At 71.7% G+C, this 26,452-nt stretch carries 27 protein-coding genes and 1 pseudogene; 10 read left to right on the top strand and 18 right to left on the bottom strand.

Annotation, left to right across the window (positions count from 1 at the left end; genetic code table 11):
- Positions 1-140 precede the first annotated feature (140 nt).
- The 3 genes from ABZ794_RS07290 to ABZ794_RS07300 all read right to left on the bottom strand — a co-directional run bounded on the left by ABZ794_RS07290 (position 141) and on the right by ABZ794_RS07300 (position 2,172).
- On the bottom strand, positions 141-1,106 hold the full coding sequence (locus tag ABZ794_RS07290) for an N-acetylmuramoyl-L-alanine amidase (protein WP_357514667.1): 966 nt from the start codon (positions 1,104-1,106) through the stop codon (positions 141-143).
- Positions 1,106-1,258, bottom strand: a complete 153-nt coding sequence (locus ABZ794_RS07295; RefSeq protein ID WP_238691172.1) for a hypothetical protein — start codon at positions 1,256-1,258, stop codon at positions 1,106-1,108. Before ABZ794_RS07295 ends, ABZ794_RS07290 begins: the two co-directional genes overlap by 1 nt.
- Before the next feature lie 125 nt (positions 1,259-1,383).
- Positions 1,384-2,172 carry an aldo/keto reductase gene (locus ABZ794_RS07300; RefSeq protein WP_203120964.1) on the bottom strand — a complete coding sequence of 263 codons (789 nt, stop codon included), beginning with the start codon at positions 2,170-2,172 and terminating at the stop codon, positions 1,384-1,386.
- 94 nt (positions 2,173-2,266) lie between these two features.
- On the opposite strand from ABZ794_RS07300, the gene ABZ794_RS07305 reads away from it, so the two are divergent.
- Both ABZ794_RS07305 and ABZ794_RS07310 read left to right on the top strand, forming a co-directional pair.
- Entirely contained in the window at positions 2,267-3,316 is a 1,050-nt protein-coding gene (locus tag ABZ794_RS07305; protein WP_357514670.1) for a DNA polymerase ligase N-terminal domain-containing protein, read from the top strand.
- Between the two features lie 14 nt (positions 3,317-3,330).
- A complete protein-coding gene (locus ABZ794_RS07310; RefSeq protein WP_357514671.1) occupies positions 3,331-4,521 on the top strand; it encodes a threonine synthase in 1,191 nt (396 codons plus the stop codon).
- 51 nt (positions 4,522-4,572) lie between these two features.
- On the opposite strand, the gene ABZ794_RS07315 is transcribed toward ABZ794_RS07310, so the two are convergent.
- The 4 genes from ABZ794_RS07315 to ABZ794_RS07330 all read right to left on the bottom strand — a co-directional run bounded on the left by ABZ794_RS07315 (position 4,573) and on the right by ABZ794_RS07330 (position 9,554).
- A complete protein-coding gene (locus tag ABZ794_RS07315) occupies positions 4,573-5,943 on the bottom strand; it encodes a pectate lyase (RefSeq protein WP_357514673.1) in 1,371 nt (456 codons plus the stop codon).
- A gap of 256 nt (positions 5,944-6,199) precedes the next feature.
- The gene (locus tag ABZ794_RS07320; protein WP_357514675.1) at positions 6,200-7,999 is read right to left on the bottom strand and encodes a glycoside hydrolase family 15 protein; all 1,800 of its coding nucleotides are present in this window, start codon (positions 7,997-7,999) and stop codon (positions 6,200-6,202) included.
- A 37-nt stretch (positions 8,000-8,036) separates the two neighbouring features.
- Positions 8,037-8,429, bottom strand: a complete 393-nt coding sequence (locus ABZ794_RS07325; RefSeq protein ID WP_091397116.1) for a cupin domain-containing protein — start codon at positions 8,427-8,429, stop codon at positions 8,037-8,039.
- Positions 8,430-8,675: 246 nt separating this feature from the next.
- Positions 8,676-9,554 (bottom strand): sulfotransferase domain-containing protein, encoded by an 879-nt coding sequence (locus ABZ794_RS07330; protein ID WP_357514677.1) that lies wholly within the window; start codon positions 9,552-9,554, stop codon positions 8,676-8,678.
- 91 nt (positions 9,555-9,645) lie between these two features.
- Here ABZ794_RS07330 and ABZ794_RS07335 point away from each other — a divergent pair, with 91 nt between their 5' ends.
- Positions 9,646-10,713 carry a beta family protein gene (locus ABZ794_RS07335; protein WP_357514679.1) on the top strand — a complete coding sequence of 356 codons (1,068 nt, stop codon included), beginning with the start codon at positions 9,646-9,648 and terminating at the stop codon, positions 10,711-10,713.
- 8 nt (positions 10,714-10,721) lie between these two features.
- Here ABZ794_RS07335 and ABZ794_RS07340 read toward each other — a convergent pair whose 3' ends face one another.
- Together ABZ794_RS07340 and ABZ794_RS07345 are read right to left on the bottom strand one after the other, a co-directional pair.
- Positions 10,722-11,003: an adhesin gene (locus tag ABZ794_RS07340; protein ID WP_091393621.1), complete on the bottom strand. Its 282-nt coding sequence runs from the start codon at positions 11,001-11,003 to the stop codon at positions 10,722-10,724.
- Positions 11,004-11,195: 192 nt separating this feature from the next.
- Positions 11,196-12,269, bottom strand: a complete 1,074-nt coding sequence (locus ABZ794_RS07345) for an NAD(P)-binding domain-containing protein (RefSeq protein ID WP_357514681.1) — start codon at positions 12,267-12,269, stop codon at positions 11,196-11,198.
- Between the two features lie 109 nt (positions 12,270-12,378).
- On the opposite strand from ABZ794_RS07345, the gene ABZ794_RS07350 reads away from it, so the two are divergent.
- The 3 genes and pseudogenes from ABZ794_RS07350 (at position 12,379) to ABZ794_RS07360 (ending at position 14,743) form a co-directional block, all read left to right on the top strand.
- A complete protein-coding gene (locus tag ABZ794_RS07350; RefSeq protein WP_091393624.1) occupies positions 12,379-13,095 on the top strand; it encodes an aquaporin in 717 nt (238 codons plus the stop codon).
- 66 nt (positions 13,096-13,161) lie between these two features.
- A pseudogene (gene dacB, locus ABZ794_RS07355) lies at positions 13,162-14,355 on the top strand (D-alanyl-D-alanine carboxypeptidase/D-alanyl-D-alanine-endopeptidase); the annotation flags it as partial.
- A 91-nt stretch (positions 14,356-14,446) separates the two neighbouring features.
- Complete coding sequence (locus tag ABZ794_RS07360) at positions 14,447-14,743, top strand: D-alanyl-D-alanine carboxypeptidase (protein WP_357514950.1); 297 nt, start codon at positions 14,447-14,449, stop codon at positions 14,741-14,743.
- Between the two features lie 45 nt (positions 14,744-14,788).
- On the opposite strand, the gene ABZ794_RS07365 is transcribed toward ABZ794_RS07360, so the two are convergent.
- The 3 genes from ABZ794_RS07365 to ABZ794_RS07375 form a co-directional block, all read right to left on the bottom strand.
- Positions 14,789-15,118 (bottom strand): hypothetical protein, encoded by a 330-nt coding sequence (locus ABZ794_RS07365; protein ID WP_030331319.1) that lies wholly within the window; start codon positions 15,116-15,118, stop codon positions 14,789-14,791.
- A 117-nt stretch (positions 15,119-15,235) separates the two neighbouring features.
- Complete coding sequence (locus ABZ794_RS07370) at positions 15,236-16,168, bottom strand: hypothetical protein (protein ID WP_357514683.1); 933 nt, start codon at positions 16,166-16,168, stop codon at positions 15,236-15,238.
- A 199-nt stretch (positions 16,169-16,367) separates the two neighbouring features.
- Entirely contained in the window at positions 16,368-16,961 is a 594-nt protein-coding gene (locus tag ABZ794_RS07375; protein WP_210787535.1) for a pentapeptide repeat-containing protein, read from the bottom strand.
- A gap of 96 nt (positions 16,962-17,057) precedes the next feature.
- On the opposite strand from ABZ794_RS07375, the gene ABZ794_RS07380 reads away from it, so the two are divergent.
- Complete coding sequence (locus tag ABZ794_RS07380) at positions 17,058-18,290, top strand: serine hydrolase domain-containing protein (protein WP_357514685.1); 1,233 nt, start codon at positions 17,058-17,060, stop codon at positions 18,288-18,290.
- Positions 18,291-18,305: 15 nt separating this feature from the next.
- Here the strand turns inward: ABZ794_RS07380 and ABZ794_RS07385 are convergent, their stop codons facing one another.
- The gene (locus ABZ794_RS07385; protein WP_112582263.1) at positions 18,306-18,770 is read right to left on the bottom strand and encodes a PPOX class F420-dependent oxidoreductase; all 465 of its coding nucleotides are present in this window, start codon (positions 18,768-18,770) and stop codon (positions 18,306-18,308) included.
- A 42-nt stretch (positions 18,771-18,812) separates the two neighbouring features.
- Positions 18,813-19,451: a DUF6642 family protein gene (locus tag ABZ794_RS07390; RefSeq protein ID WP_091393643.1), complete on the bottom strand. Its 639-nt coding sequence runs from the start codon at positions 19,449-19,451 to the stop codon at positions 18,813-18,815.
- A gap of 305 nt (positions 19,452-19,756) precedes the next feature.
- On the opposite strand from ABZ794_RS07390, the gene ABZ794_RS07395 reads away from it, so the two are divergent.
- A complete protein-coding gene (locus ABZ794_RS07395; RefSeq protein ID WP_238691159.1) occupies positions 19,757-20,536 on the top strand; it encodes a D-Ala-D-Ala carboxypeptidase family metallohydrolase in 780 nt (259 codons plus the stop codon).
- A 101-nt stretch (positions 20,537-20,637) separates the two neighbouring features.
- Here ABZ794_RS07395 and ABZ794_RS07400 read toward each other — a convergent pair whose 3' ends face one another.
- From ABZ794_RS07400 to ABZ794_RS07415, 4 genes are all read right to left on the bottom strand, one after another.
- Positions 20,638-20,991, bottom strand: coding sequence for a hypothetical protein (locus tag ABZ794_RS07400; RefSeq protein ID WP_225855057.1), 354 nt, complete (start codon positions 20,989-20,991; stop codon positions 20,638-20,640).
- Between the two features lie 145 nt (positions 20,992-21,136).
- A complete protein-coding gene (locus tag ABZ794_RS07405; protein WP_357514688.1) occupies positions 21,137-22,456 on the bottom strand; it encodes a DUF234 domain-containing protein in 1,320 nt (439 codons plus the stop codon).
- 199 nt (positions 22,457-22,655) lie between these two features.
- Entirely contained in the window at positions 22,656-23,396 is a 741-nt protein-coding gene (locus ABZ794_RS07410) for a response regulator transcription factor (RefSeq protein WP_210787387.1), read from the bottom strand.
- A complete protein-coding gene (locus ABZ794_RS07415) occupies positions 23,375-24,628 on the bottom strand; it encodes a histidine kinase (protein ID WP_210787385.1) in 1,254 nt (417 codons plus the stop codon). Before ABZ794_RS07415 ends, ABZ794_RS07410 begins: the two co-directional genes overlap by 22 nt.
- A 132-nt stretch (positions 24,629-24,760) precedes the next feature.
- On the opposite strand from ABZ794_RS07415, the gene ABZ794_RS07420 reads away from it, so the two are divergent.
- Positions 24,761-25,657: an ATP-binding cassette domain-containing protein gene (locus ABZ794_RS07420; RefSeq protein WP_210787384.1), complete on the top strand. Its 897-nt coding sequence runs from the start codon at positions 24,761-24,763 to the stop codon at positions 25,655-25,657.
- Complete coding sequence (locus ABZ794_RS07425; protein WP_210787383.1) at positions 25,654-26,451, top strand: ABC transporter permease; 798 nt, start codon at positions 25,654-25,656, stop codon at positions 26,449-26,451. Before ABZ794_RS07420 ends, ABZ794_RS07425 begins: the two co-directional genes overlap by 4 nt.
- The last annotated feature ends 1 nt before the right edge of the window (position 26,452 follow it).

A 26,452-nucleotide genomic window follows, 5' to 3' on the forward strand; every position in this document is an offset into this window, starting at 1 on the left:
TTGGCTACCGGGGGGCGGTGTCGGGTATTGTCTGGCGGCCGCCCCCCTTCCCCCCACTCGGGCCAACCCGCCCCCGCCAGTTAATCGGGGGGGGGGGGGCCCCCCTCGGGCCCCCCCCCCCACCGCTCACGAGGCCGGGGTCAGACCCGGGTGAGGCGTACGGCGTCGGCGATGACCAGGCCGGCGGTGTTGCTCCACCGGCTCACGCCCACCCGGTTGGCGTCACCGGCCGAAAGTGTGAACGTGCCGAGGACCCGCCACTGCCCGCCGGTGGCCCGTTGGTCGACCCGGACGGTCTGGTTGCCGGCGCTGGTGGCGACGATGTACGGGGCGGCGCTGTTGTAGCCGGAGTTCGCCGGCCACCATGCCTCGACGCGGTAGCTGGCGGTGGCCGGGACGTTGAACCTGTACCACGCGACGTCGCTGGCGGCGACCGGATCCGCGTAGCGGTAGTCGGCGCCGTAGCGCTGACTGGAGTACGACGACACGCCCCAGTTGGCGCTGGCGGCGAACCGACCGGTGGTGGTGTTGTCCACAGTGGAAGACCAGGCCGTGCCGCCACCGGCCATTCTCGCCGCCACGTCGGCGCGCATGACGTTCAGGTCGATGAAGGACGGGTCGATCTTGCCGGTGGTGCTGGTCTCCCGGTGGCCCCGGGCGTAGCTGCTGTCCCGGCCGAGCCGGGTGAGCACGGCGGCGGTGGCGGCGAGCGACGCGTTGTACTGCGCGGCCGTCATCTCCTGGTTGACGCCGTTGTAGTCGATCTCCCATCCGATCATCAGGGTGTTGCCGTCCCCGGCCGGGATCGGCCCGCTGCCGCCGCTGACCCCGGCGTGGTTGCACCGGCCGGCGGAGATGACGTGGAAGACGCCGTTGTAGTCGACGAGCGCCTGGCACAGCGGGCCCGGCAGGTCGGACCGGCCGTTGATGCAGATGCCGAGCGCCGGGTGCGGGTTGCTGGCGCTGGAGGTCGAGGCGGTGTGGTGCCAGAGCACCCCGATCGGGTCGAACGAGCCGGGCCGCATCCGGTTGAGCCAGTCCCCCTCGACCACGACCTGGACCCCGGCGGCGCGCAGCACGTCCACCAGCCAGGGAATGGTGGCCATCAGGCGTCCTGAAGCAGGTCGGCGAGGCACTCGGCCTTCGGCGCGGCGCTCGCGGAGGCGGGTCGGGTGACGACGGTCAGCGCGGCGACCACCAGGGCGGGGATGCCGAGCACCCCTCGGCGGGGCAGACGGATGGACGGGGTTCGGGCCATGGCGATCCTCCAGCGACGGCGGGTACGAACGGATCGACGAACGTGATGACGGGACGCTATACCGTCACGTACGTCGATGTCGATACCCTTCATTGCCGGGTCACGCGCTGAAGGAATTCGCCGATTCAGACCTCGCCGAGCGCGTCGATGTCGCGCATCTCCTCCGCCGTGAGCGAGAAGTGGAAGACGTCGAAGTTGGCGGTGATCCGCTCCGGGGTCACCGACTTCGGGATCACCACGATCTCGTGGTCGATGTGCCACCGCAGCACCACCTGCGCCGGGGACACCCCGTGCGCGCCGGCGATCCTGGTCAGCACCGGGTCACTGAGGTCGCTGGTCTTGAACGGGCTGTACCCCTCCAGCACCACGCCCCGGTCCCGGTGCTCGGCGTGCCGCTGCCGGTCGTACAGCGACGGGCTCCACCGGATCTGGTTGACCGCCGGGTTCTCCTCGGTGGACTGGATCAGCTCGTCGATCTCCGCGGTGCTGTAGTTGCTCACCCCGACCGCTCGGGCCAGGTTCTCGTCGCGAGCGGCGAGCAGCTCGCGCCAGAGTGGGATGCTGTCCCCCGGCGACGACGGCGGCCAGTGGATCAGCCAGAGGTCCACGTGCTCGACGCCGAGCGCCTCCAGGCTGGCCTCCAGCGTCGCGCGCTCCCGGCCCACCCGGTCCGGCGGGAGCTTGGTGGTGATGAAGAGGTCCTCCCGACGCAGCCCGCTCTCCCGTACCGCCCGGCCGACCTCCCGCTCGTTGCCGTACACGGTGGCGGTGTCGAGGTGCCGGTAGCCGGTGTCGAGCGCGGCCAGCACGGCGTCGTAACCGGCCTGGCCGGTGGCCTGCCAGGTGCCGAAGCCGAGCAGGGGCATCCGCACGTCACCGGGGAGCAGTGCGGTGGGCTGGTCGGTGAGGTCCATGAGGTCCGTTCTACCCCGCCGCGCCCCCGGCCGCCGAGCGAACCGGACACTCCGGCGTCCAGCGCACCGGTCCGGTTTGCCGGAGAATGCGGGTGTGACCGACCGGCTGGACGAGTACCGGCGACGGCGGGACGCGGCCCGCACACCCGAGCCGGTGCCGTCGGAGAGCCCGTCGCCGTCCGGCGCTGACGCCGACGCCGAACGCTTCGTCATCCAGCAGCACCACGCCCGCAGCCTGCACTGGGACCTGCGCCTGGAGCACGAGGGGGTGCTCGCGTCCTGGGCGGTGCCACGCGGCCTGCCCCGCGATCCGGGTCGCAACCACCTCGCCGTGCACACCGAGGACCACCCGATGGAGTACCTCGACTTCGCCGGTGAGATCCCCGCCGGTGAGTACGGCGGCGGCCGGATGCTGATTCACGACCGGGGCACCTACCGCTGCGAGAAGTGGCGCGACGACGAGGTGATCGTGACGCTCTCCGGAGAGCGGACCGCCGGCCGTTACGTCCTCTTCGCCACCGGAGGACGGGACTGGATGGTCCGCCGCACCGACCCCGCGCCGCCGGGCTGGACGCCGATGCCGGACGTGGTCCGACCGATGCACACCACGCCCGCCGCCGGGCTCCCCCGCGACCGCGCCGCCTGGGGGTACGAGCTGCGCTGGGACGGCGTCCGGGCGATGGCGTACGTCTCCGGTGGGCGGCTGCGGCTGCTCTCCGAGACCGACGAGGAGATCACCGGCGGGTATCAGTGGCTACGCGCGATGGCCGAGGCGCTCGCGCCCACCGAGGCGGTGCTCGACGGTGTGCTGGTCCGCATCGACGGCGCCGGGCGGGTCCGCCCGGTCCGGCCGGCCACCGGCAGCCGGGTCCCCGCCGGCGCCCAGTACCTGATCGTCGACCTGCTCTGGTTGGAGGGCGTGAGCAGCGTAGACGTGCCGTACGCGCAACGCCGGGAGCTGCTCGATGGGCTGGTCTTGTCCGGTACGCACTGGCAGACTCCGCCGTGGTTCCCGGGCGCGGGCGACGAGGCCCTGCGTGCCGGGCGGGAACAGGGCCTGCCGGGCGTGGTCGCCAAGCGACTGGACTCGGTCTACCAGCCGGGGCGGCGCAGCCGGCACTGGCTGAGCATCGACGCGGTGTGACGGCGAGGAGCGACGTGTACCTGACTCACCTGGACTGCCCGCGCTGCGGCAAGGAATACGCCGCCGACCGGTTACAGAATCTCTGCGGGTGCGGGTCGCCACTGCTGGCCCGCTACGACCTGCCGGCCGTGGCGAAGGCGGTCACCCCGGAACGCTTTCCGCTGCGCCCGGCCGACCTCTGGCGTTACCGGGAGGTGCTGCCGGTCGCCGACCCTCGGCACGTCACCACGCTGGGTGAGGGCTGGACGCCGCTGTTGCGGGCTCCGGCGTACGGCACCGAGATCGGCATCGCGGACCTGATGGTCAAGGACGAGGGGCTGGTCCCGACCGGCTCGTTCAAGGCCCGGGGCGCGGCGGTCGGGGTGAGCCGGGCCCGCGAGCTGGGCGTCGAGCGGATCGCGATGCCCACCAACGGCAACGCCGGGTCGGCCTGGGCCACCTACGCCGCGCGGGCCGGAATCGGCGCGACCATCGTCATGCCGCTGGAGGCGCCGAGCATCTGCCGGCGCGAGTGCGTGGCCGCCGGTGCCGACCTGCGCCTTGTCGACGGGCTGATCGGCGACGCCGGTCGGCTGGTGGCCGAGCTGATCGCGGAGTCGAACGGGGCGATCTTCGACGCCGGCACGCTGCGCGAGCCCTACCGGCTGGAGGGCAAGAAGACGATGGGGTACGAGATTGTCGAGCAGCTCGGCTGGCAGACGCCGGACGTGATCATCTATCCGACCGGCGGTGGGGTCGGCCTGATCGGCATTCACAAGGCGCTGCACGAGTTGCGCGAGCTGGGCTGGATCGGCGACAAGCTGCCCCGGCTGGTGGCGGTGCAGTCCACCGGCTGCGCGCCGATCGTGCGGGCCTTCGCCGCCGGCGAGGATCGGGCGCAGCCGTGGGCGGACGCGCACACTGTGGCGTTCGGCATCACGGTGCCGGCCCCGCTGGGTGACGAGCTGATCCTGGCGGCGCTGCGGGAGTCCTCCGGCACGGCGGTCGCCGTCGACGACGCGGACATCCTGGCCGATCTGCGGGACTTCGCCGCCCGGGAGGGGCTGCTGCTCTGCCCGGAGGGGGCGGCCTGCCTGACGGCGGCCCGGCAACTGCGCGCGGGCGGGTGGATCCGGGCCGGCGAACGGGTGGTGGTGCTCAACACCGGTGCCGGGCTGAAGTATCCGGACACTGTCGACGTCTCCGGCGTACCCCTGATGGGGTGAGGTGGCGGCGCCCCGCGGACCGGGCGGTACGCGGGGCGCCGTCGTGCCGCTCTACTGGTAGGTGATGTCCGAGGGTGAGTAGAGGCAGTTGACGCCGTCGGCGCCCTCGCCGATCTCGGTCGGCTCGCTGCCCTTCGGCACACCCTTGTACTTCACGCAGATCGAGGTCTCCCGGTCCGGGTCGCCGACGATGGTGATCCGGCTGAACCGGGCGGTGTCGCCCCAGTTGGTGTTGATGCCGGCGATCGCGTCGGTGTTCCGGACGATCACGTTGTCGATCACCACGTGCCGCTGGTACGACGTGGAGCAGTTGCCGCAGGCGCGGTAGAGCTTGCCGGCGTTCTCCACCCGGAAGTTCTTGATGTGGACGGTGCCCGAGCCGTTGTGCTGGAAGACCTTGTCGCTGGCGGAGCGGGCCCCGCCGCCGTCGACGGTGTACGTCGTGCCGCCGCGGAAGGTCGCCGCGTCCTCGCCGACGTCCTCCCACCAGACGTTGATCAGGGTGCAGTTGCCCTCGCAGTGCACGCCGTCGCCGGCCGGAGCACCGATGATCACGTTGCGCAGGGTGGCTCCCGCGGCCAGCTCGAACATCGGGTCCTGGCTCTCGCTCTGCCCGCCGTCGCCGATGCCGTAGTAGCGCTTGAGCCCACCGTCGAAGGAGCCGGAGACCGGGATCGTGGCGTCCACCTTCTGGCTGCCGGTGGGCGTCGGCCAGCCAGCCGGCGGAGGTGTGGTGGTCGGCGGCGGCGTGGTGGGTGGCGGCGGCGTGGTGGTCGGCGGCGGCGTGGTCGGGGTGCCTCCGCCGGACGAGTCGACCAGCACGTCGTCGAAGCCGCCACTGGCGTACGCGGTGACCAGGCCGATCCGGCCCGCGCCGGCCAGGCTGTTGCTGCCGGACGCGATCTGGGTGCCGTTGACGAAGCCACGGATGGTGCTGCCGCTGGTCTCGATGCGCAGGTTGTACCAGGTGCCGGTGCCGATGCTCAGCGCGGCGGAACCGATCGCCGTGACGGAGCTGCCGTTGACCGCCTGGAGCTCGGCGCGTCCGGAGCCGAGCAGGGCCAGCCGGTACATCTTGGTGCTGCTGGTGGAGCGGGCGGCGAGCCCGACCAGGGCACTGGACGAGCCGAAGCTCGTCGGCCTGACCCGGGCCTGCACGGAGTAGTTGGTCCAGCTGGTCTGGCCGGCGAACTGCCGGGCCAGCTCGCTGCCGGCGTTGGACTGGTTGAGCACGCCCGAGCCGTCGACGGTCCAGGTGCCGCCGGACTTGGACCAGCCGGAGGTGTCGCCGTCGGTGAAGTCGTCGCTGAAGACGGTGGCCGCGAAGGCCGAGGTCATGCCGGCGGCGAGGGCCGCCGCGGTCACCCCGGCGCCGACCGCCAGCAGGAGTGGTCGGCGGCCGGAGAGTCGTCTTTTCTGCACAGGTGTCCTCCTTGACGCATGTGGTGGCGATCCCTCGGCGGCCGTACCGAGACGTGTCGGCACGGCGTGCTGCGCTGAACGGGATCGGTGTGCGCCCCGCCGGACGCCCGGATCCGAAGCGGAGCGAAGTGGGATCAAAGCCCTGGGGAAAGGGCTTTCCCACTCCTTCGAGGCTAGGACCGCCCAACCATGAGCGTCAATGCCTGGCGTTTGCAGGTCTGTTGCAGGATTCCGGCCGGGACGAAACCCGGACCGATCAGTAGCTCTCCGGCTCGGTGATCCGCCAGGCCGCGTTGATCAGCCCGATGTGCGAGAGCGCCTGCGGGGTGTTGCCGAGCTGCGCGCCGGTGGTGAGGTCGATCTGCTCGCTGAACAGCCCCACGTCGTTGGCGTACCCGACGACCCGCTCGAAGAGCGCCTCGGCGCGCTGCGGCTCACCCGTCATCACCAGGCACTCCACCAGCCAGAACGAGCACAGCAGGAATCCGGCCGGGTCGGTCGTCCAGCGCCGCAGCAGGCCGTCCTCGGTGCCCAGCTCGCGCTCGACCATCGCGATCGTCGAGCGCATCCGCGGGTCGGTGGCCGGCAGGAAGTGCGTGACCGGCAACGCGAGCACCGAGGCGTCCAGCTCCGCCGATCCGAACGCGCCGGTGAACGCCCCGATCCGTTCGTTCCACCCCTCGCGCAGCACCGTGTCGCGGATCTCGTCGCGTATCCGCGCCCAACGATGGAGGTCGGCCCGATCACCGAGCCGGTCGGCGAGCCCCACCGCCCTGTCCATCGTCAACCAGCAGGACACCTTGGACGAGACGTAGTGGCGCTCCTCGTCGCGGGTCTCCCAGATGCCCCGGTCCGGCAGGTGCCACGTCGCGGCCACCTGCTCGGTCAGCCCGAGCACCATCTCCCGCAGCTCCTCCTCGAACCGCGCGCCCAGATAGTCGCGCAGCCGCCACACCGCCGACATCACCTCACCCGGCACGTCGAGCTGCCGCTGCCGCCAGGCGTCGTTGCCCACCCGCACGGGTCGACTGTCGCGATAGCCGCGCAGGTGGTCGCAGTGGTGCTCGGAGAGGTCACGCTCCCCCTCCAGCCCGAAGATCACCGGCACGGGCTCATCGCCGAACCGGCCGATCGAGCGGGTCGCCCAGGCGAACAGGCGGGACGTCTCGTCGGGGCAGGCCGCCACCCAGAGAGCCCGCATGGTCAACGAGAAGTCCCGCAACCAGGAGTAGCGGTAGTCGTAGTTCCGGTCGCCGCCGATCTGCTCCGGCAACGAGGTGGTCAACGCGGCGGCGACAGCGCCACTGCGGGCGTACGTGAGGCCGGTCAGGACCGTCGAGCTGTGTTTGACGAGTTCGGGGTAGCGGCCGGAGTACCCGTGCGTCTTCCGGAACGCCTGCCACGCCTCTGTCGTCTCGGCGAGGGTGGTCAGCGGGTCCACCCGGGCCGGCGGGTCGCCGTACGCCTCGCCGAACGCGAGGTCCATCCCGATCACCTGACCGGCGGAGACCTCGAACTCGTGGGTCACCCGGTCGGTGCCCGCCCGCAGGTGCAGACCGGCGGCGCGCAACATCAGCACCACCGGGCCGGCGCCGGCCAGCACGCCGCCGTCCGGCTGCTCGTGCAGGTACGGCGTGAGCAGGCCGTACTCCGGGCGGGGCGCGAAGTCCAACGCCATCCGTACCCGCCCGGAGAGCCCCTCGACCACCCGGATCAGCACGGCGGGTGAGTTCTTGCCCAGCTCGTGGGCGCGGGCACCGACCTCGGCGGCCAGCGCGTCGGTGACCGCCACGCTGCCGTGCGGGGTGTGGTGCACCGTCCGCAGCACCAACGTGTCCGGCAGGTACGCGCGCTCCATCCGGTGACCCGGGCCGCCGACCCCGACCGGCGCCAGCCGGAAGTGGCCGGCTCCCGGGTCGAGCAACCGCGCGAACACGGACGACCCGTCGAACCGGTGCGGGCACCACCAGTCGATCGAGCCGTCCTTGCCGACCAGGGCACCCGAACGAGAGTCCGAGAGGAACCCGTAGTCGGAGATCTGCGGCTGCTGCTCCACCCGCCGGGGGTACCCGCATCGGCCCGGATCAGACGGATCACTCGGTCGGTGGCTCGTCCTCGCCCGCCGCCTCGGCCGCGTCGGCCTCTTCCTTGGTCTTGTGCACCGCCTTGTCGGCGTGCTCCGGCGGCCCGTAGACCGTGTAGAGCACCAGCGGGTTGGGACCGGTGTTGACGAAGTTGTGCTTGGTGCCCGCCGGCACCACTACCAGGTCGCCCGCGACGACCTTCCGCTTCGCCCCGGCGACCCGCGCCTCGCCGACGCCGCTCACGAAGGTGAGGATCTGGTCGATGTCCTCGTGCACCTCCTCGCCGATCTCGCCGTCGGCGGGGATGGTCATGATGACCAGCTGGGTGTGCTCACCGGTCCACAGCACGCGCCGGAAATCCGGGCTCTTCTCGGCGACAGTCGCGATAGTGAAATGCTCCATGTCCACGCTCATACCCCGTCCGGGGGCGCGTCACGCCGGGACTGGCGAATGGTGCAATTCCCCACTGCTGGCGGGTTTGGATCCTCCCGGACCGGGGATCGACAACGCTGACCGGCGCGAACGGCCGGTCGAGCCAGGTCCCCGCCGACGTACCGCCGAACGGCTGCGGTGGTGGGAGACGGCCAGAGCACGGCGACGTTCCGACCACTGTCGAAACGGCGCCGTGCGCTCTTGTGGGCCTGGGGCCTAGCGGTGCAGCCAGGTGAGCAGATCGGATGGGGCCAGCGCCGCGACCCGTTGCTGGTAGCGGGCCAGACCGGTCTCGTCCAGCAGGTCGCGTCCCTGGCCTGAGCCTCCCCGGCGAAAGAACGCCTGTCGGTCACGCAGCACGCCGAGCGTGTCCGGTGCGAGCCGGTCGGCGCGCTCCCGCATGCGAGCGAAGGTGGCAGCCTCAACCAACTCCGGCCCCGGGCTGGGGAGCCTCCACCTGTCGGCCAGCCGGCGCATCTCACCGCCCAGATCCGCCAGCAGGTCGTCGTAGTGCACCAGCTCGACGTTCGGCTCGTGCCGGCGCGCCCACGCGTCACTGAGGTGCATCAGCACCCCGGGCAGCGAATCCAGCTCGACGCGGGGGTCCACCTCCCGGTCGACCCAGCTCAGCAACCACTCCCGCACCGGGAGCCGCTCCCGGGGCGGCCCGTCCGGGGCGGGTTGGCCGGTCAGCTCGGCGATGCGCGCCCGGTCCAGGTTGGCGCTCTGGTGGTAGAGGGAGACCGCCAGGTCCAGCGGGTGCCGGGCCACCACCACGTAGTGCGCCCGAGGGGCGAGCGGCACCCCGTCCAGCGGGGTGTGCGTCTTGATGAACCGCCGGTGTGGTTGGGCGGCCAGCCGGGCGTACACAGTGGCCTGCGGCTCGCCCAACCAGTCCAGCCACGGCGACAACACGGTCAGCGGCGCCGGCAGCTCCGGGGTACGAAGCACCAGGAGCGCACAGATCATCTGCATCCAGGTGGTGCCGCTCTTGGACCGGGTGCTGATCACGAGGTCGCCGTCGCGGAACGGGAAACCGGTCCACCGCGCGCTGTCCTCTTCGTCGGACTGGTAACGGCGAATCGGCGTGGGCACCGGTGGATGGTAGTCGCCGAACCGACAGTCGAGCAGCCGAATTCCGGCTTACATTCCTGGGGCATGTGCGTATGCCTGGCTAGATTGAAGTATGGTGCCCGCCCACGGGGGCCGGGCGGCGACACCGGTCTACCGCCCCATCCTCGCCAACCGACGAGGCGAGCTTGAGGCCCTGAGCCACCTCGATCCCGCGTACGCCGCGCTGGTCGCCCCGGTCCTGGAGATCGGCGCGATCGGTCGGTCCACGATGGACGCCATTCGCCGGTTGCCGTCCGGCCTGCTGCCCGCCATCGACGTCAGCGCGCTGCCCGACATCCCCGAGGCGGAGCTGACCCGTTGGGGCGTACCGGTGGTGCCGGTGATCGGGCTCTCCGAGAGCGACCACCGGCTGGTCGCGCACGGCGCGGCGGCGCGGGCGTACGGCCGGTGCGCGCTCGTCCGGCTGCGGGCCGGTCGGGACCGGGCCGGGCCGGACGCGAGCACCACAGCTGTGGAACCAATCTGGCGGTTCACCGGCCTCGCACCGGAGGAGTGCGACCTGCTGGTTGACGCGGGGGACGTCTGCTGCCCGGCGGACGTACGGACCGCCGAGCCCCGGGTACGCCACCTGCTGGACTGGGCACGCCGACACGCCTGGCGGTCGGTGACGGTGGCGGCGGGCGGTATGCCGCCGACGCTGTCCCGGTTGCCCACCGACGAGCCGGTCCGGCTGGACCGCTGGGACTGGCAACTGTGGCGACGACTGGCCGACGCCGGGGTCGACTACGGCGACTACGGCGTCCACCCGGCAGGGCCGGGCACCGGTGACCCTGGCGACCGGCTGCCGACCGTGCGCTACACCGACGACGGCAGCTGGTGGGTCTACCGGTGGGCGCGACGCGGCGGCCGGGGCGACGACCGGTTCGCCGACCTGTGTCGCACGCTGGTGTCGGCACCGCACTGGCCGACCACCGGGGCAGCCTTCTCCTGGGGTGACCATGAGCTGCTGCGCCGGGCCCGCCGGGGCGCCGGGGCCGGCTCGACCGCCAACTGGGCGGCGTGGAGCACCTCGCACCACCTGGCCCACGTGCTGACCACGCTGTTGCACCCGGCTGGGGAGAGCGCGCCGCGGTGGCACCCCGGGCAGGGGCCACCGCAGCGGGGACGATCGCTGCGGTGAGGCCGGGTCTACTGCTTCTCGGTGAAGCCGAACTGGATGATGCCCTCGTCATCGACGGTGGCGTCCACCGACGCGTCGCCGAGCAGTTCGGCGGCGTCCTCGTCCAGGAAGATCCGGGCGCCCTGGTTGTCGACCACCCGATCGCCCTGTACCGGTTCGGGCACCAGCTCGACGGTGAGCGAGCCGGCCTCGGTGTCGGCGGCGATACGCACGCCGCCGTCCTGGGCGACGTCCTGTTGGTTGGCGAGGTCACGGATGACGAGCACGGCGTTATCGGTCATGGTGAGCATTTATGGAACTCCTCGTGAATTGTCGGCTCGCGGTCGGAAACCGCGCGGACCGGACAGTCGGCCCGCGTACGAGCACACGTGGGAGGCGACAGAGGGGCGAACGGTCATCACCGTCGCATCGAATCGGGGCAGCTGACGGCCCCGTCACTCCCACCGTGCCCGCTGGCCGACCATCCGTCAAATAGAGCCAGGTCAGTGGAGAGCGGCGGCCGGCGCCAGCCAGGCGCGAATCTCGTTGACCGCCGCGCGGCCGGCCCGGTTGGCACCGATCGTGCTGGCCGAGGGGCCGTACCCGACCAGGTGAACTCGCGAATCGGCGACCACCCGGGTGCCGTCCATCGTGATACCGCCCCCGGGCGCGCGCAGCCCCAGCGGGGCGAGATGGTCGATGGCCGCCCGGAAGCCGGTGCACCACAGGATCACGTCCGCCGGCACGAACCTCCCGTCCGTCCAGGCCACCCCGTCGGGCGTGATCCGGTCGAACATGGGTAGCCGGTCGAGGACGCCGCGCTCGCGCAGTCGGCGTACCTCCGGGGTGACCGGAAGCCCGGTCACGCCCACCACACTGCCCGGCGGCCGGCCGGAGCGGACCGCCTGGTCCACCCGAGCCACAGCGGCGCGGCCCAGTTCCGGGCCGAACTCCTCGTCGTTGAACGTCGGCGGCCGGCGGGTCACCCAGGTGGTGGCCGCCGCGACGGTGGAGACCTCGCCGAGCAGTTGCACGGCCGAGGTGCGGCCGCCGACCACCACCACGCGCAGGCCGGTGAACTCGGCCGGCCCTCGATAGTCGGCGGTGTGCAACTGGCGTCCCCGAAACGTGGACCGGCCCGGGTAGTGCGGCCAGAACGGTCGGGTCCAGGTGCCGGTGGCGTTGATCAGGGCGCGGGCGGTCCAGGTGCCCCGGTCGGTGTGCACGTCCAGTCGTCCGTCCGGGCGGGAGTGCACCCCCCGGACCCGTACCGGCCGCCGCACCGGCAGGTCGAAGGCCCTCTCGTACGCGGCGAAGTAGGCGGCGACCTGCTCGGAAGCCGGGCGATGCGGCTCGGTGGGCGGGAGCGGCAGCCCGGGCAGGTCGTGGAAGCCGTGCACCCGATCGAAGACCAGCGTCGGCCAGCGGTGCTGCCAGGCGCCACCGGGCCCGTTGTCGGCGTCGAGGATGACGAAGCCGCTGCCGGGCGCGAAGCCGGTGCGGTGCAGGTGGTAGCCGGCGCTCAGGCCGGCCTGCCCGGCGCCGATCACCACGACGTCCGCGGAGTGGGTGTCCACGTGGGCTACAACGCGCCGGCCGTCACCGCTGTGCCCGTCCCCGACCGTCGCGCCGATCACAGCCGGCCATTCCGGCTTCGGCCACCTGACCTGCACCTACGCTGAGTGAATGAGCGACTTCCGTCGGTACGCGGGCGAGTTCCTCGGCACCCTGCTGCTGGTGTTCTTCGGGGTGGGCAGTGCAGTCGCCGCACGGGTCCAGGGCGGCGTGGTGGTGGTGGCGCTGGCCTTCGGGTTCGTGATGGTGGCCCTCGTCTACACGATCGGCCCACTCTCCGGCAGCCACGTCAACCCGGCGGTAACGCTCGGTGTGCTGCTCTCCGGCAAGATCTCGGTGCTCGGGGCGGTGGCGTACTGGATCGCGCAGTTCGTCGGCGCGACCGTAGCGGGCTTCGTGCTCTGGGCGCTGACCCGATGGGGTGACGTCGCGGACCAGACCGGGGCGCTGGGCACGAACGGTTACGGCGCGCACATCAACCGGGGCGGCGCGGCCGTGCTGGAGGTCGTGCTGACCTTCCTCTTCGTGCTGGTCGTGCTGGTGGTGACGAGTCGGAGCGAGAATCCGGGCACCGCCGGGCTGGCCATCGGGCTGGCCCTGGCCGTGACCCAACTGGTGGGCGTGACGCTGACCGGAGCTGCGGTCAATCCGGCCCGCGCGTTCGGTCCGGCGGTCTTCGAGGGCGGCGTGGCGCTGCGGCAGCTCTGGGTGTTCATCGTCTTCCCGCTGCTCGGTGGGGCACTCGCCGCACTGGTGGCGCCGCTGGTCATGGGGGCGCAGCGGCACTACTGGGGTGGCCACGAAAAGACGGTCGGTGGGCCGAAGTAGCCCAGACGGCATTTTCTTTCGCCTGAGGGCCTTCTCCGGCGAATATCTCCGTGACAGCATCAGCGGATGCATCGCCGTCACTTTCCCCGGGCCCTCGCGCTGCTCGCGCTGGTAGCCACTGCGGCCACCGCCGCCGCGCCCGGTGCCACGGCCGAATCGCCCACCCCCGCGACGACCCACCTGCGTGCCACCATCGACACGATCCTCGCCGACGCCCGCTTGGCCGGCGCGCAGGCGTCGGTGGTCGTGGTCGACACCAGCACGGGACAGCCGCTCTACGACCGCAACGGTGACCGCCGGCTGGTCCCGGCGTCCAACACCAAGCTGCTGACCTCGACGGCCGCCCTTGAGCTGCTCGGCCCGGGCCACCGCTTCAGCACCGACGTACGGGCCAGCGGCAAGCGCCGGGCGGGCCTGCTCTCCGGCAACCTCTACCTGCGCGGCGGGGGCGACCCGACAATGCTCGCCGCCGACTACGACGCGCTCGCCGCGCAGGTCGCCGCCGACGGCGTACGGGTGGTCACCGGAAACCTGGTCGCCGACGACACCCGCTACGACCGCACCCGGCTCGGCCCCGACTGGACCTGGGACGACGAGCCCTACTACTACGCTGCCCAGGTCTCCGCGCTGACCGTCGCCCCGGACACCGACTACGACGCGGGCACCGTGATCGTGCACGCCGCACCGGCCGACCGGGCCGGCGCACCGCCGGTGGTCACCACCACCCCCGCCACCGGGTACGTCCGCGTCGACAACCGCGCCCAGACGGTCAGCGACGGCGACACCTCGATCTCGATCGAGCGCGAGCACGGCGACAACACAGTCGTGGTGACCGGTCAGATCGCCGTCGGCGACGAGCCCGCCAGCGACTGGGTCACCGTCTGGGAACCCACCGGCTACGCGGCCGACGTGTTCCGGGCGGCGCTGCACCGACACGGCGTCCGGGTGCTCGGCCGGACCGTGCTCGGTCAACCCACCCCGGAGACGGCCGACCCGGTGGCGCGCCACGACTCGATGAGTCTGGGCGAGCTGATGACGCCGTTCTTGAAGCTGTCCAACAACGGGCACGCCGAGGTGTTGACCAAGGAGATCGGCCGGGTGCTCTCCGGTTCAGGCACCTGGACGGCCGGTCTCACAGCGATCAGCGAGTACGTCGCCGACACCGGAATGGACACCGGGAGACTGCGCCAGCGTGACGGCTCAGGACTGTCCCGGCGCAACCTGATCCCGGCGGCGGAATTCGTCGACCTGCTGAGCGCCGTCCGCGCCGAACCGTGGTTCGCGACCTGGTACGCGGCGCTGCCGATCGCCGGTCAGCCCGCGGTTCGTCGGCGGCACCCTGCGCAGCCGGATGGCCGGCACGCCGGCCGCGGGCAACGTGCACGCCAAGACCGGCAGCCTGACCGGTGTCTCCGGGCTCTCCGGCTACGTCACCAGCGCCGATGGTCGGCTGCTGGCGTTCTCCATCCTGCTGAACAACTACCTCACGGCGTCGGTGAAGTCGTTGGAGGACCAGATCGCCGTGGCACTGGCCGGCTTCCGCGAGGGTGGTGCGTCGACGGCTCGGGTGGCCGCGCCGGCGGTGCCGGAGACGCCGCGCACCCCGGAGGGCGTCGAATGCTCCTGGGTCAAACCGATCACCTGCTGAGCGACGGCCGGGAGGCGCGAACGCGCCTCCCGGCCCGGCGAGCGCTCAGGCCGGACGGTCCGGTGGGGGGACCACCGCCGTCGGGTCACCACGTTCGATGAGCGCGGCGATCTCAGCGGCCCGCAGCCCGCGCAGCGCCAGCACCCGGGTGCCCCAGCGGTGCAGGCGGCACGGGTGCGGGCTGGCATCGTTACGGCAGACCACGCCCCCGGACCACCGTCGGGGGGCGTGCACCACCACCGCCCGTACGGCGAACTGGGTGTCCTCGCCCGTCACGTACGGCGGCAGGGGAATGTCGCGAAGAACCTCCCCGGACGCTTCACCGGTGCCGGACGAAGCGGCACGACGGACGCGGTGGGCGGTGCTGCTACTCATCTCCGCTGCCTCCACACTGGATGGTCGGATGGGGACAGCAGAAAGTTACGGCGCATTCGACGGTCCGCGACGGACAAACTGTCCCGCTGTCCGAACGCACAGCGATCAGTCAGTCAGTCAACGCACCGCCACGGCCTGGAGGCCGACGTTGCCGCAGTGCGGCGTGAAGACCTTCTCGACGGTCCAGTTCAGCAGCAACCGGGCACCCTTCGGCAGTGTGAAACGGATGGTGAACTGGGCGCTCTGACTGGTGTACGGGTCTTCCAGTCGGGCGGTGCTGGCCGGCCCGCCGGTGGACAGCCGCGCTTCCAGTCGCCCCCGCGCCATCCAGATGCCGCCGTAGAGCTGGACCGTGCGCGGCTCACCACTGCCGGCGACGGCGAGGCTGAACCCGTTCCCGGCACCGCAGGCGTAGACGCCGTTGGAGCTGCCGTTCGTCGACCGCTCCGGCGTGCCGTCGGCCCAGCGCACGTACTCCTGGTTGCCGTCCCAACCGACCCGCCGGCCCGGGCCACCCCGGTCGACGATCTCGCCGGAGCCGGAACGCTTGCGGTTCGTCGACCTGCCGCCGCGCTCCCCCCAGTGCACCCAGTCCCGGGCGCCCACGGCGGTGAGGTCGACGATGGCGGGCATCTCGCCCCGGCTCACCGTCAGCGCCGGCGAACCGGGCTTCGGCGGTGGCGGGGCGGGCGCGCTGGCCGACGGCGTCGGGTCCGGTGAGGGTGGGCGCTGGCGCGGACGCAGGCCGGGCGTCGCCGGCCCCGCCTCGCCGGTGCGCGCGTCGGCGGCCGGAAACCCGGGGGAACGGGCGGGGACAGCGCCCGGACCGGCCTGGTCGTCGTCCGGCGCCGGACCGGACCGGGTGGCGAGGTACGAGATCAACACCACCAGGCAGACGAGTACGGCGGCTCCCTCCACCGCCCAGCGCCGCCGCTGTCGGGCGCGGCGCAACACGCTGCGGGTCGTCCCGGCGGCAATGGCACGCGGACGGTGCTTCGGCGGCTCGTCGCCAGCCCTCGAACCAGCCCGCGTGCGGTCTTCGTCCGCCACCGACCCCTCCAACTCCGCCGCCCGGCCGTTTTGGACCGCCGAGGACCACACCATCCACTGTGGGCAGTTTCACGTTTGCCCGGGCGTGGACGACACGCTAGATCCGGACTGCCGGACGTGTCCAGCCCACAATGGGACGCCGCCGGACAACCCGGCCGCCCCGGACGGGCACCTGGGCAGACCACCAGCGCCTTTCGGGTCAGCCGATCCGGAAGCCGAGCAGTTGCGCGACGACCACGGCCTGCTCGACGTCGATCACGGCGCCGGCCCGCTCGACGACCGTCGGGTCCAGCGCTGTGAGATCGCTGCCCCGCAGGTCGGCGCCGCCGAGCCGGACGTTTGTCAGCTGCGCCCCGGAAAGATCGACACCGGTGACCGTAGCACCGGTGAGGTTGGCCCTGGTGAGGTCCACCTCCCGCATGCGCACCCCGGTCAGCCGGACGCCACGCAGGTCGGCACCGGGCAACGCGACGAAGGACCAGTCACCGCCGTCCACCGTCAACGGACGCAGATCGCACTCGCTGAAGGTGCTGCCGACCAGCTTGCAGCCGGTGAACTCGGCCTCGAAGAAGTTGCACCGCCGAAAGACGCAACGGGTGAAGGCGGAGTCGACATGCCGGGAGGCGTTGAACGCCACGTTGCCGAACGTGCACCCGGTGAAGACCGCGCCTCTGCTCACCGCCTCGGTCAGGTCCATCCCGAAGAACTCGCAACCCACGAAGTGCCGGTCGGTCAGCTCCTCGCCGTACCAGTCCTCGTTGCGAAAGGTCACGTCCTCGGTCAACTCCGGCATCCGGCCAGGCTAGTGGGCGCCGCCGACAGCCGACGGCCGGCGGGCCGGCGCCGACCCCCTTCCGGTGTCGGTCTACCGGCGAGTAGGTTCGGCGGCGTGAGTGTGGCTCGGAGCAAGGACCCGGATCAGATCGGCTTCGACAGTGTGCGGCTGGCACGGATCGACGAGCACTTCGGCCGGTACGTCGACGACGGCCGACTGGCCGGCTGGCAGGTGGTGGTCACCCGTCGCGGCGAGGTGGCGCACTCCTCGACGTACGGGCTGCGCGACCGGGAGTCGGGCGCACCGGTAGAGGCCGACACCCTCTGGCGGATCTACTCGATGACCAAGCCGGTCACCTCGGTCGCGGCGATGATGCTGTGGGAGGAGGGCCGGTTCGAGCTGACCGACGAGATCAGCCGCTGGCTGCCCGAGTTCGCCGACCTGCGGGTCTACTCCAAGGGGTCGGCGCTCAAGCCGTACACGGTGCCGGCGGTCGAGCCGATCCGGGTCTGGCACCTGCTCACCCACACGGCCGGCCTGACGTACGGCTTCATGCAGACCTCGGTGGTCGACGGGCTCTACCGGGCTGCCGGCTACGACCTGTACCCGCCGGCGGACGTCGACCTGGCCGGCGCCTGCGCGGCCTTCGGCGAGCTGCCGCTGCTGTTTGAGCCCGGCTCGGCGTGGGGCTACTCCGTCGCCACCGACGTGCTGGGCCGACTCGTCGAGGTGATCTCCGGGCAGAGCCTCGACGCGTTCTTCGCCGACCGGATCTTCGGCCCGCTGGGCATGACCGACACCCGCTGGTGGGTGGAGGGCGACGAGGCCGACCGGCTGGCCGCGCTCTACGTACCGGAACCGCGCAGCGGCCGGGCCGTCCGCTACGACAGCCTGGGGTCGCTCGCGTTCAACAAGCCGGCGCTGCTCTCCGGCGGCGGTGGCCTGATCTCCAGCGCCGCCGACTACCACCGATTCACGCAGTTGCTGCTGCGCGGCGGCGAGCTGGACGGCGTGCGGCTGCTCGGGCCGCGCACGGTGCGGTTCATGACCCGCAACCACCTGCCCGGCGGTCAGGACCTGGGCACCCTGTCCACCGGCGGCTTCGCCGAGACCACCCTGGACGGGATCGGCTTCGGCCTCGGCTTCGCGGTGGTCGACGACCCGATCCCCAGCCGGGTGCCGAGCAGCCTCGGCGAGTACTACTGGGGCGGGGTGGCCAGCACCGCGTTCTGGGTCGACCCGGCCGAGGAGATCACCGCGCTGCTGTTCACGCAGCTGATGCCGTCGAGCACCTACCCGCTCCGCTCCCAGCTGCGCCAGCTCGTCTACGCCGCCCTGGTCGACTGAGCGCTGACGGAACGGTCAGTCGGCGAGGCGGGCCGGGAAGCCACCGGTGGCGATCGGACCCCAGGCGTCGATAGTGACCCGGATCAGCGACTTGCCCTGACGCACCATCGCCGCCCGGTAGTCGTCCCAGTCCGGGTGCTCACCGGAGATGCTGCGGAAGTATTCGACCAGCGGTTCCAGTGCCTCGGGCAGGTCGAGCACCTCGGCGGTGCCGTCGATCTGCACCCAGGGGCCGTTCCAGTCGTCGCTGAGCACGCAGGCCGAGACCCGGGGGTCGCGGCGGAGGTTGCTCACCTTGGCCCGCTCCGGGTAGGTGGAGACGACCAGCCGCCCCTGCCCGTCGACCCCGGCGGAGACCGGGGAGGACTGCGGTCGCCCGTCCGCCCGGGTGGTCATCAGCACGACGCGGTGTCGCGGCCGGAGGAAGTCGAGCAGGCCGTCCCGGTCGACCCGGGTGTTCCTTGCGATGCTGCGTGCCATTCCCCGTTCCTACCAGGGTGCGGGCGCAGCGGGGTCGGCGGGTCAGCGGGGTCGGGCCGCGGCGCGGTGCACCGCCTGGGTGGGCACCCGGGGACGGCCGGACGGACGCCAGGCCCGACCGTTGGCGTAGATCACCCGAAAGCCGAGGTACGAGGCGAGCGGCGCCCAGTGGGCGGAGCCCATCCGCAGCTCGGCGGCATTGTGTCGTTGGCCGTTGGCGAGCACGTCGAGGAGCACGGTTTCGAAGGCCGCCGATTCGACCCAGTCGACTTCGCGGGTGAAACCGCAGATCAGAGCGGCTCCGGTGACCTCCAGGAACTCGCGCAGCACCGCGTCCGAGGCGCGCAGCACCGAGCAACTACCGAAATAGAGTCGCCGTCCCTCCGCGCGGCCGGCCATCAGCTCGGCCACCTCGTTCAACTCCACCGACTGCCAGTCGGTGAGGCAGAGCCGGCTCGGCTCGCCGTGCATGGCGAAGAAGCCGACCCGGTGGTCGGCGTACTGCTTGAGCAGCCAACGGTCCAGGAAGTAGAACAACTCGTCGCGGGTGGCCGCGTCCTTGTGGATGAAGCGGATCTTGCCCAGCCGCTCCAGCAGCTCCAGCGTGGGCAGCACCGAGCCCCGCTCGTTGAGGTCACGGTGCCACTGACCCTCGACACAGAAGACGCCACCGCGTGCCATGCGCACCTCCGCCAGTCCGCCACCCCGGAGCTGACGGTACCGGCCGCCATCACCCCGGGAACATCACCCACCGTGTGGCAGATTGCGACGTTCGGTGCCCTTGGCCGTAGGAGAGGTGATCGGCCGGAAATGGCTGTTTCGCAAATCAGCCGAATTCCCAGCCAATACCCAGGGACAGCAGATTGTGAGCACGATTCTCGTTAATCACCTCCAACGGCACTGATCGGTGCGAGGGTGGAAATCACGGGACTTCTCGGTCGATGTCCTGGAGCCACCCCATTCGCTCTCCTATCGGGAGGACTTCTGTGCGCGTAAACACCTTGAAGCGGGTCGCCGTCGCATTCGCCCTGGCACTGCCCGGGGCCGCAATCGCCACGGTGGTCGCCGCACCGGCGGCGCACGCGGACGGCTGTTACACCTGGAACCGCACCCTGACCCAGGGGCGCTCCGGTGACGACGTCCGCCAGTTGCAGATCCGGGTCGCCGGGTGGGCCGGCTACCGGGACATCGTGGAGAACGACGGCCGCTACGGGCCCAAGACCGCCGCCGCGGTCAAGCGGTTCCAGCAGGCGTACGGGCTGCGCGCCGACGGCATCGCCGGCCCACAGACCTTCGCCAAGCTGTACCAACTCCAGGACAACGACTGCACGCCCGCGCACTTCACCTACGGCGAGCTGGACAACGGGTGCGGCGGGAGCGGGTGGAGCGGCGGCCCGCTGTCGGCGAACCAGACCAAGCAGAACGCGCTGCGCACCATGTGGAAGCTGGAGGCGCTGCGCAAGAGCCTCGGTGACAAGCCGCTCAACGTGTCGAGCGGTTTCCGCAGTCGCGCCTGCAACAACCAGGTCGGCGGCGCGTCCGACAGCCAACACCTGTACGGCAACGCGGCCGACGTGACCTCACGGACGTCCTCGCTGTGCCAGGTCGCCCGCAGTGCCCGTAACAACGGCTTCAGTGGGATCTACGGGCCGGGCTACCCCGACCACGACGACCACGTGCACGTCGACTCGCGTCGGGAGAACAACAGCGACGACAGCTCGAACACGACGAGCTGGTCCGCCCCGGACTGCGGGGTCGGCAACTGAGCCCACCGCTCGAAGCGACGTCGGCCCGACGCGGAGGGGGAATCCTCGCGTCGGGCCGACGTCGTGTCGCCCCGGGTCGGGTGGGCGGAGGGGTAGCGCGCTCAGCTCGCCCGGGGCCAGCGCGGCGCGGTGACGGGGGGAGTCACCGGCCGGCCAGCAGCGGTGGGCCGTACCCCCTGGGGGACGACCCGAGCGGCCTGTTGCCGCGACGGCCCGGTCGCCGTGAACGGGAACGGCACGTGCACGAACGGATTGCCATGCCGGATCAACGCCTCGATCTGCCGCTCGTTGAGCCCGTGTGTCTCCAACACCCGACGCCCCCAGCGGTGCAGCCGGCACGGATAGGAAGCGCCGTCGTTGCGGCACAGCGGCCCGGTGGGCCACTCCTCGGCGGTGTGCACGACCACCGCCCGGACCGCGAGCCGGACATCCTCCGGGGTAAGTGGTGCCGGCATCGGCACCTCACCCAGTACCTGATCGATGGGATCCGTCGACTGCTCACCAACTCGCACGGCAGGCCTCCCGCAGTTCGGCAGCGGTACGGCGGACCTACCGCACCGACATCCTCGGCCATGGGTACGGCGGACACCGGACGAAAGTTCAATTCCGGTACGCGGTAAGCAGATCCTCCGCCGACAACACCCGGATGCCGTCGACGGCGGTGCCGCTGCGCGACACGGCGACGACCGGCACCGATTCGTCGGCGCCGGGAAGCTGAGACCGGTGCTGGAGCAGCCGGCCCAGGTCATGCGCGTCGAAGGGTCGGTTCTCCTGCCACTTGACCGATCCGACGAAGCTGATGCTCCGAGCGACGGGAGCACGGTCGGCGCCGACTATGTCGATCTCCGGGTCGTTGGTCCGGGTCCAGTAGCCGCCGATCGTCGCCGCCTCCGCCGGTAGATGGTCACCGGGCAGCCGGCGCAGCGCCTCCCGGACGACAGGTTCGATGGCCCGCCCCCGCCAGGACGTCCACGACCGGTCGATCCGGTCCAGGGTCAGGTCGCCCCGCCCCCGCTCGATCTCGGAGAGGTGTGGCCCCAGGAACGACAACCAGAAACGCAGGTACGGATCGGCCACCGCGTACCGGGTCTCCCGCGACGGCTTGGTCGACAGCGGAACGGTGACCTCCACGGCCCGTTTCTGGGTCAGCAGGCGCAGGGCGCGGTTGAGGGACGCCTGCGGAAGATTCCCTGCCGCGCGGGAGATCAGCGAGAAGGTCCGCTCACCGGAGCCGATGGCCCGCAGCACCAGACCCGCCTGGGACTGGGGCGGGAACTCCGCCGCCAGTGCCCGCTCGCCGCTGACCAGCAGGGCAGAGGTCGGATCCCGTACCGCGTCGGTCAGATACTCGTGGACGGATGCACCGGTCGGCCACTCGTCGAGGATCAGCGGCAGACCGCCGGACACCAGGTAGGCGTCGAACGCGTCGGCGGCGGACAGGCCGAGCATGTCGCTGACGTCGGCCGGGCTCAGCGGCGGAATGACCATCTCCGTGGCTCGCTGGTGGAACGGCTGGCCGTAGTCGTTGAGGGCTTCCATCATGGCCAGGTCCGATCCGACGCAGATCAGGAGGACCGGTCGCCGGGACAACTCGCGATCGAAGACCTTCTGCAACGTTCCCTCGAAGCCCGGGTCGCCCGCGATGAGGTACGGCATCTCGTCCAGGACCACGACGCTCGGCCGGTCGGACGGCAGCGCGGCGGCGAGCAGGGTCAGCGCGGCGTCCCAGGTCTGTGGTTGCTGCTCCCGAAGGATCTGCGCACCCGGCAGTGTCGAGGCGGCCGCCTCCTCCACGAAGAGGGCGAGCTCGGCTGCGACGGTCGGCTGCGCGGAGGCGGTGAAGAAGAGGTACGGCACCTCGGCCCGCTCCACGAACTCCTCGACCAGTCGGGACTTGCCTACCCGCCGGCGACCGCGCATGAGAAGGGCCCGCCCAGGCCGACCAGCACGGCCACCCCGTTGCACCCGAGAAAGCACGCCGCCCAGGAGGTCGAGTTCACGGTCCCGTCCGACAAAGCCGTCCACGATCACTCCTGACACAACCAGCGATGGAACAACCAAAAATGAGTGTAAGCTCATCCGCGTTGGTATGTCCGCCATTGGCCCCGGCAACGCCTCGTCAGACGAGGCCGGCGTCGTGCACGAGCAGCGCCACCTGGACCCGGTTGTTCAGCTCCAGTCGGGTCAGCAGCCGGGAGACGTACGCCTTCACCGTCGCCACGCTCATGAACAACTCCCCCGCGATCTCCGCGTTGGTGTGGCCCCGCCCCAGCGCGACAGCCACCTGCCGCTCGCGCTCGCTGAGCCCGGTGAGCAGCCGCAGCGCCCGTTCGCGGCGCGGGTCCGGGCCGACCGGGCCGGGGGCGGCGGCGGTCACGTGGGCGATCAACGTCCGGGTCACCGTCGGTGAGAGCGTCGCCTCGCCCGCCGCGACCCGGCGTACGGCACGCACGATCTCCGCCGGTGGGGTGTCCTTGAGCAGGAAACCGGCCGCCCCGGCGCGGAGCGCCCGCAGCACCTGTTCGTCGGCGTCGAAGGTGGTCAGCACCAGCACCTCCGGCGGGTGCGGTTGGGCACGCAGCGCCTCGGTGGCGGTCAGCCCGTCGACCCGGGGCATCCGGATGTCCATCAGCACCACGTCCGGGGCGTACGCGGCGACGGCCGCCGGCACCTCGCCACCGTCGGCCGCCTCGCCGACCACGACCAGGTCCGGCAGACCGCCGAGGATCATCGAGAGCCCGGCCCGGACCAACGCGTCGTCGTCCACGATCAGCACGCGTACCGGTGGAGCGGCCGCCCCGGTCGCGTCCGGCGGTCCGGCTGCGCCGGCAGGGCTGGTCACGCCGGCCACGGCAGCCAGGCGGCCAGCCGGAAGTCACCGCTGTCGTCCCGACCGTAGGCGAGCCGCCCGCCGGCCAGGGTCACCCGTTCGCTGATGCCGACCAGGCCGGTGCCGGCACCCGGCAGCGTGCCGCCGGCCGGCGCCCCGACCGGCCACCGGTTGCCGATCGCCACGGTCAGCCCGGCGCCCGGCCCGCCGGCCACGTCCACGGTGACGGCCGCGCCGGCAGCGTGTTTGCGGGCGTTGGTCAGCCCCTCCTGCACGATCCGGTACGCGGCCCGGCCCAGCGCCGCCGGCACCTCCCCCGGGCTGGCGACGCTGTCGCTGACGTTCACCCGCACCCCGGCCGACCGCGACTCGGCGATCAGGGCCGGCAGGTCGGCGAGGGTGGGCTGCGGTGGCTCGGGGGCGTCGCCGGCACCGTCGTCCTCGGCCCGGAGCACCCCGATCACCTCCCGCAGGTCCTGGAGGGCGGCGTGCGCGCTGCCCCGGATCACCCCGGCGGCCCGGGCCACCTCGTCGGCCGGCGCGTCCGGGCGGAACTCCAGCGCACCCGCGTGCAGGCTGAGCAGCGAGATCCGGTGGGCCAGCACGTCGTGCATCTCCCGGGCGATCCGGGTGCGTTCGAGGTGGCGGGCCTGGGTGACGCGCAGCTGCTGCTCCGCCTCGGCCCGCTCGGCCCGCTCCCGCAACGACACGATCAACTGCCGGCGGGCCCGGACGAACATCCCCCAGGCCAGCACGGCGAAGCTGAGCACCACGCCCCAGGACGCGGTGGCCCAGTACGACATGGCTGGGTCCGGGCGCAGCCAACTGAAGACCATGTTGGTGACGAGGCCGACGCCGGTGACCGCGATCGCCACGGCGGTCCGTCGGTGCACCACCACAGTGAAGTAGAAGATCAGCAGTGGGATGGCCGAGGCCATCGAGAACAGCGACAGAGGTGTCGTGGCCACCAACAGCCCGAGCGGCCACCGTCGACGCAGCCAGAGCAGCCCGCAGCAGACCAGCCCGAGCAGGGCGTCCGCGCCGGTCATCCAGCCGTGCGGCAGCGCGGTGGCCATCGACGGGTCGGGCGACAGGGCGTCGGCGGTGGCGAACAGCACCCAGAGCAGGGAGACCAGGAACGCGATGGTGTCCACGAGCCAGTCCCGGGTGGTGCGGCGCGGATGGGTGCGCGCACGGTCGACCGGCACGGCCAGCTCCCCCGGCAAGAGCCAGGGGTGCTCCGGGACGGCGATGCTGGTCACGCGCCCATGCTAGGCAGCATCGGCGCCCGACAACCAGCTACCAAAGTCGAGATCCGATGATCGACCAAGGTCGACGGGGCACCGACCGGTGGCCGCAGCGGATGGCCGGGCGGCGCGGGCAGGCTCAACCGCATGATCACCGTTGAGAACCTCACCAAGCGATACGGGCCACACCCGGCCGTGGACGACGTGTCGTTCCAGTGCGAGCCGGGCACCGTCACCGGCTTCCTCGGCCCCAACGGCGCCGGCAAGTCGACCACCATGCGCATGATCTGCGGGCTGACCGCGCCGACCGCAGGCCGCGCCACCGTCTCCGGGCACCCGTACCGGGAACTGCCCAACCCGGGGCGGGAGGTCGGGGTGCTGCTGGACGCCTCCGCCCAGCACGCCGGGCGCACCGGCCGCGAGGCGTTGACGCTGTCCGCGTACACCATGGGTCTGGACCGGCGCGAGGTCGCCGCGAAGCTCGACCTGGTCGGGTTGAACGCGGTGGCCGCGAAGCGTCGGGTACGGGCGTACTCGTTGGGCATGCGCCAACGGCTCGGGCTGGCGCACGCGCTGCTCGGCGACCCCCGGGTGTTGATCCTCGACGAGCCGGCCAACGGCCTGGACCCGGAGGGGATCTTCTGGATGCGCGGCCTGCTGCGCGACTTCGCCGACCGGGGCGGCACCGTGCTGCTCTCCTCCCACCTGCTGCGCGAGGTGGAGGCGGTCGCGGACCGGCTGGTGGTTATCGGGGGCGGCCGGATCGTGGCCCAGGGCGACAAGAACGAGCTGCTGGCCGGCGGTGGCACCGTGGTCCGGGCCCGCGACGGCGCGGCGCTGCGCCGGGCGCTGGAGGTGGCCGACCTGAGCGCCGCCGACAGCTCGGAGGGGCTGCTCGTGCAGGCCGACGCCGAGGCGGTCGGCCAGGCCGCCGCCGATGCCGGCGTCGCGTTGGCCGAGCTGCGCCCCGCCAGCGGCGGCGGCCTGGAACAGCTCTTCCTCACCCTGACCGCCGGCGAATCGACGAAGGAGTCCGTCCGATGACCACCACCACCGCGCCCGCTGCCGGCACCGTAGCGCCCCGGCACCACACCCCGGTACGCCGACCGTCGCTGCTCCGCCTCACCGGCGTTGAACTGCGCAAACTCGTCGACACGCGGGCCGGCCGCTGGCTGTTGATCACCATCGGCCTGATCGCCGCCGTGGTCGTCACCCTTCAGTTGATCTACGCCGACGAGGCCGACCAGACGTTCGGCAACTTCTTCGTCCCCTCGCTGCTGCCGGTGGGCGTGCTACTGCCGGTGCTCGGCATCCTCTCGATCACCAGTGAGTGGTCGCAGCGGACCGCCCTCACCACGTACGCCCTGGTGCCCCGCCGGGAGCGGGTGGTGACCGCGAAGCTGGTCGCGGTCATGGTGGCGGCGCTCGGTTCGGTGCTGGCCAGCCTCGCCCTCGCCGCCGTAGGGACGCTGGTCGCCTCCGCCACCGGCGGCGCGGGCACCTGGCAGCTCGACGGCTCACTGATCCTGAACGCGGTGATCCTCCAGGTCACCGGCGTGCTGATGGGCGCCGCCTTCGGTCTGCTGCTGCTCAACCCGCCGCTCGCCATCGTCGGCTACTTCCTGCTGCCCACCGTCTGGGGAGTGCTGGGCGAGATGGTCCGACCGCTGCGCGGCCCGTCCGAATGGCTGGACACCAGCAAGACCATGGAACCGCTGTTCAGCAGCGACGCGCTCAGCGGGGAGCAGTGGGGGCGGATCGTCGTGTCCCTGCTGGTCTGGATGGTCCTCCCGCTGGCCGCCGGCCTGTTCCGGACGATGCGCCGCGAGGTGTCCTGAC

This window comes from Micromonospora sp. NPDC047187 (assembly GCF_040643355.1).
GTDB lineage: Bacteria > Actinomycetota > Actinomycetes > Mycobacteriales > Micromonosporaceae > Micromonospora > Micromonospora salmantinae.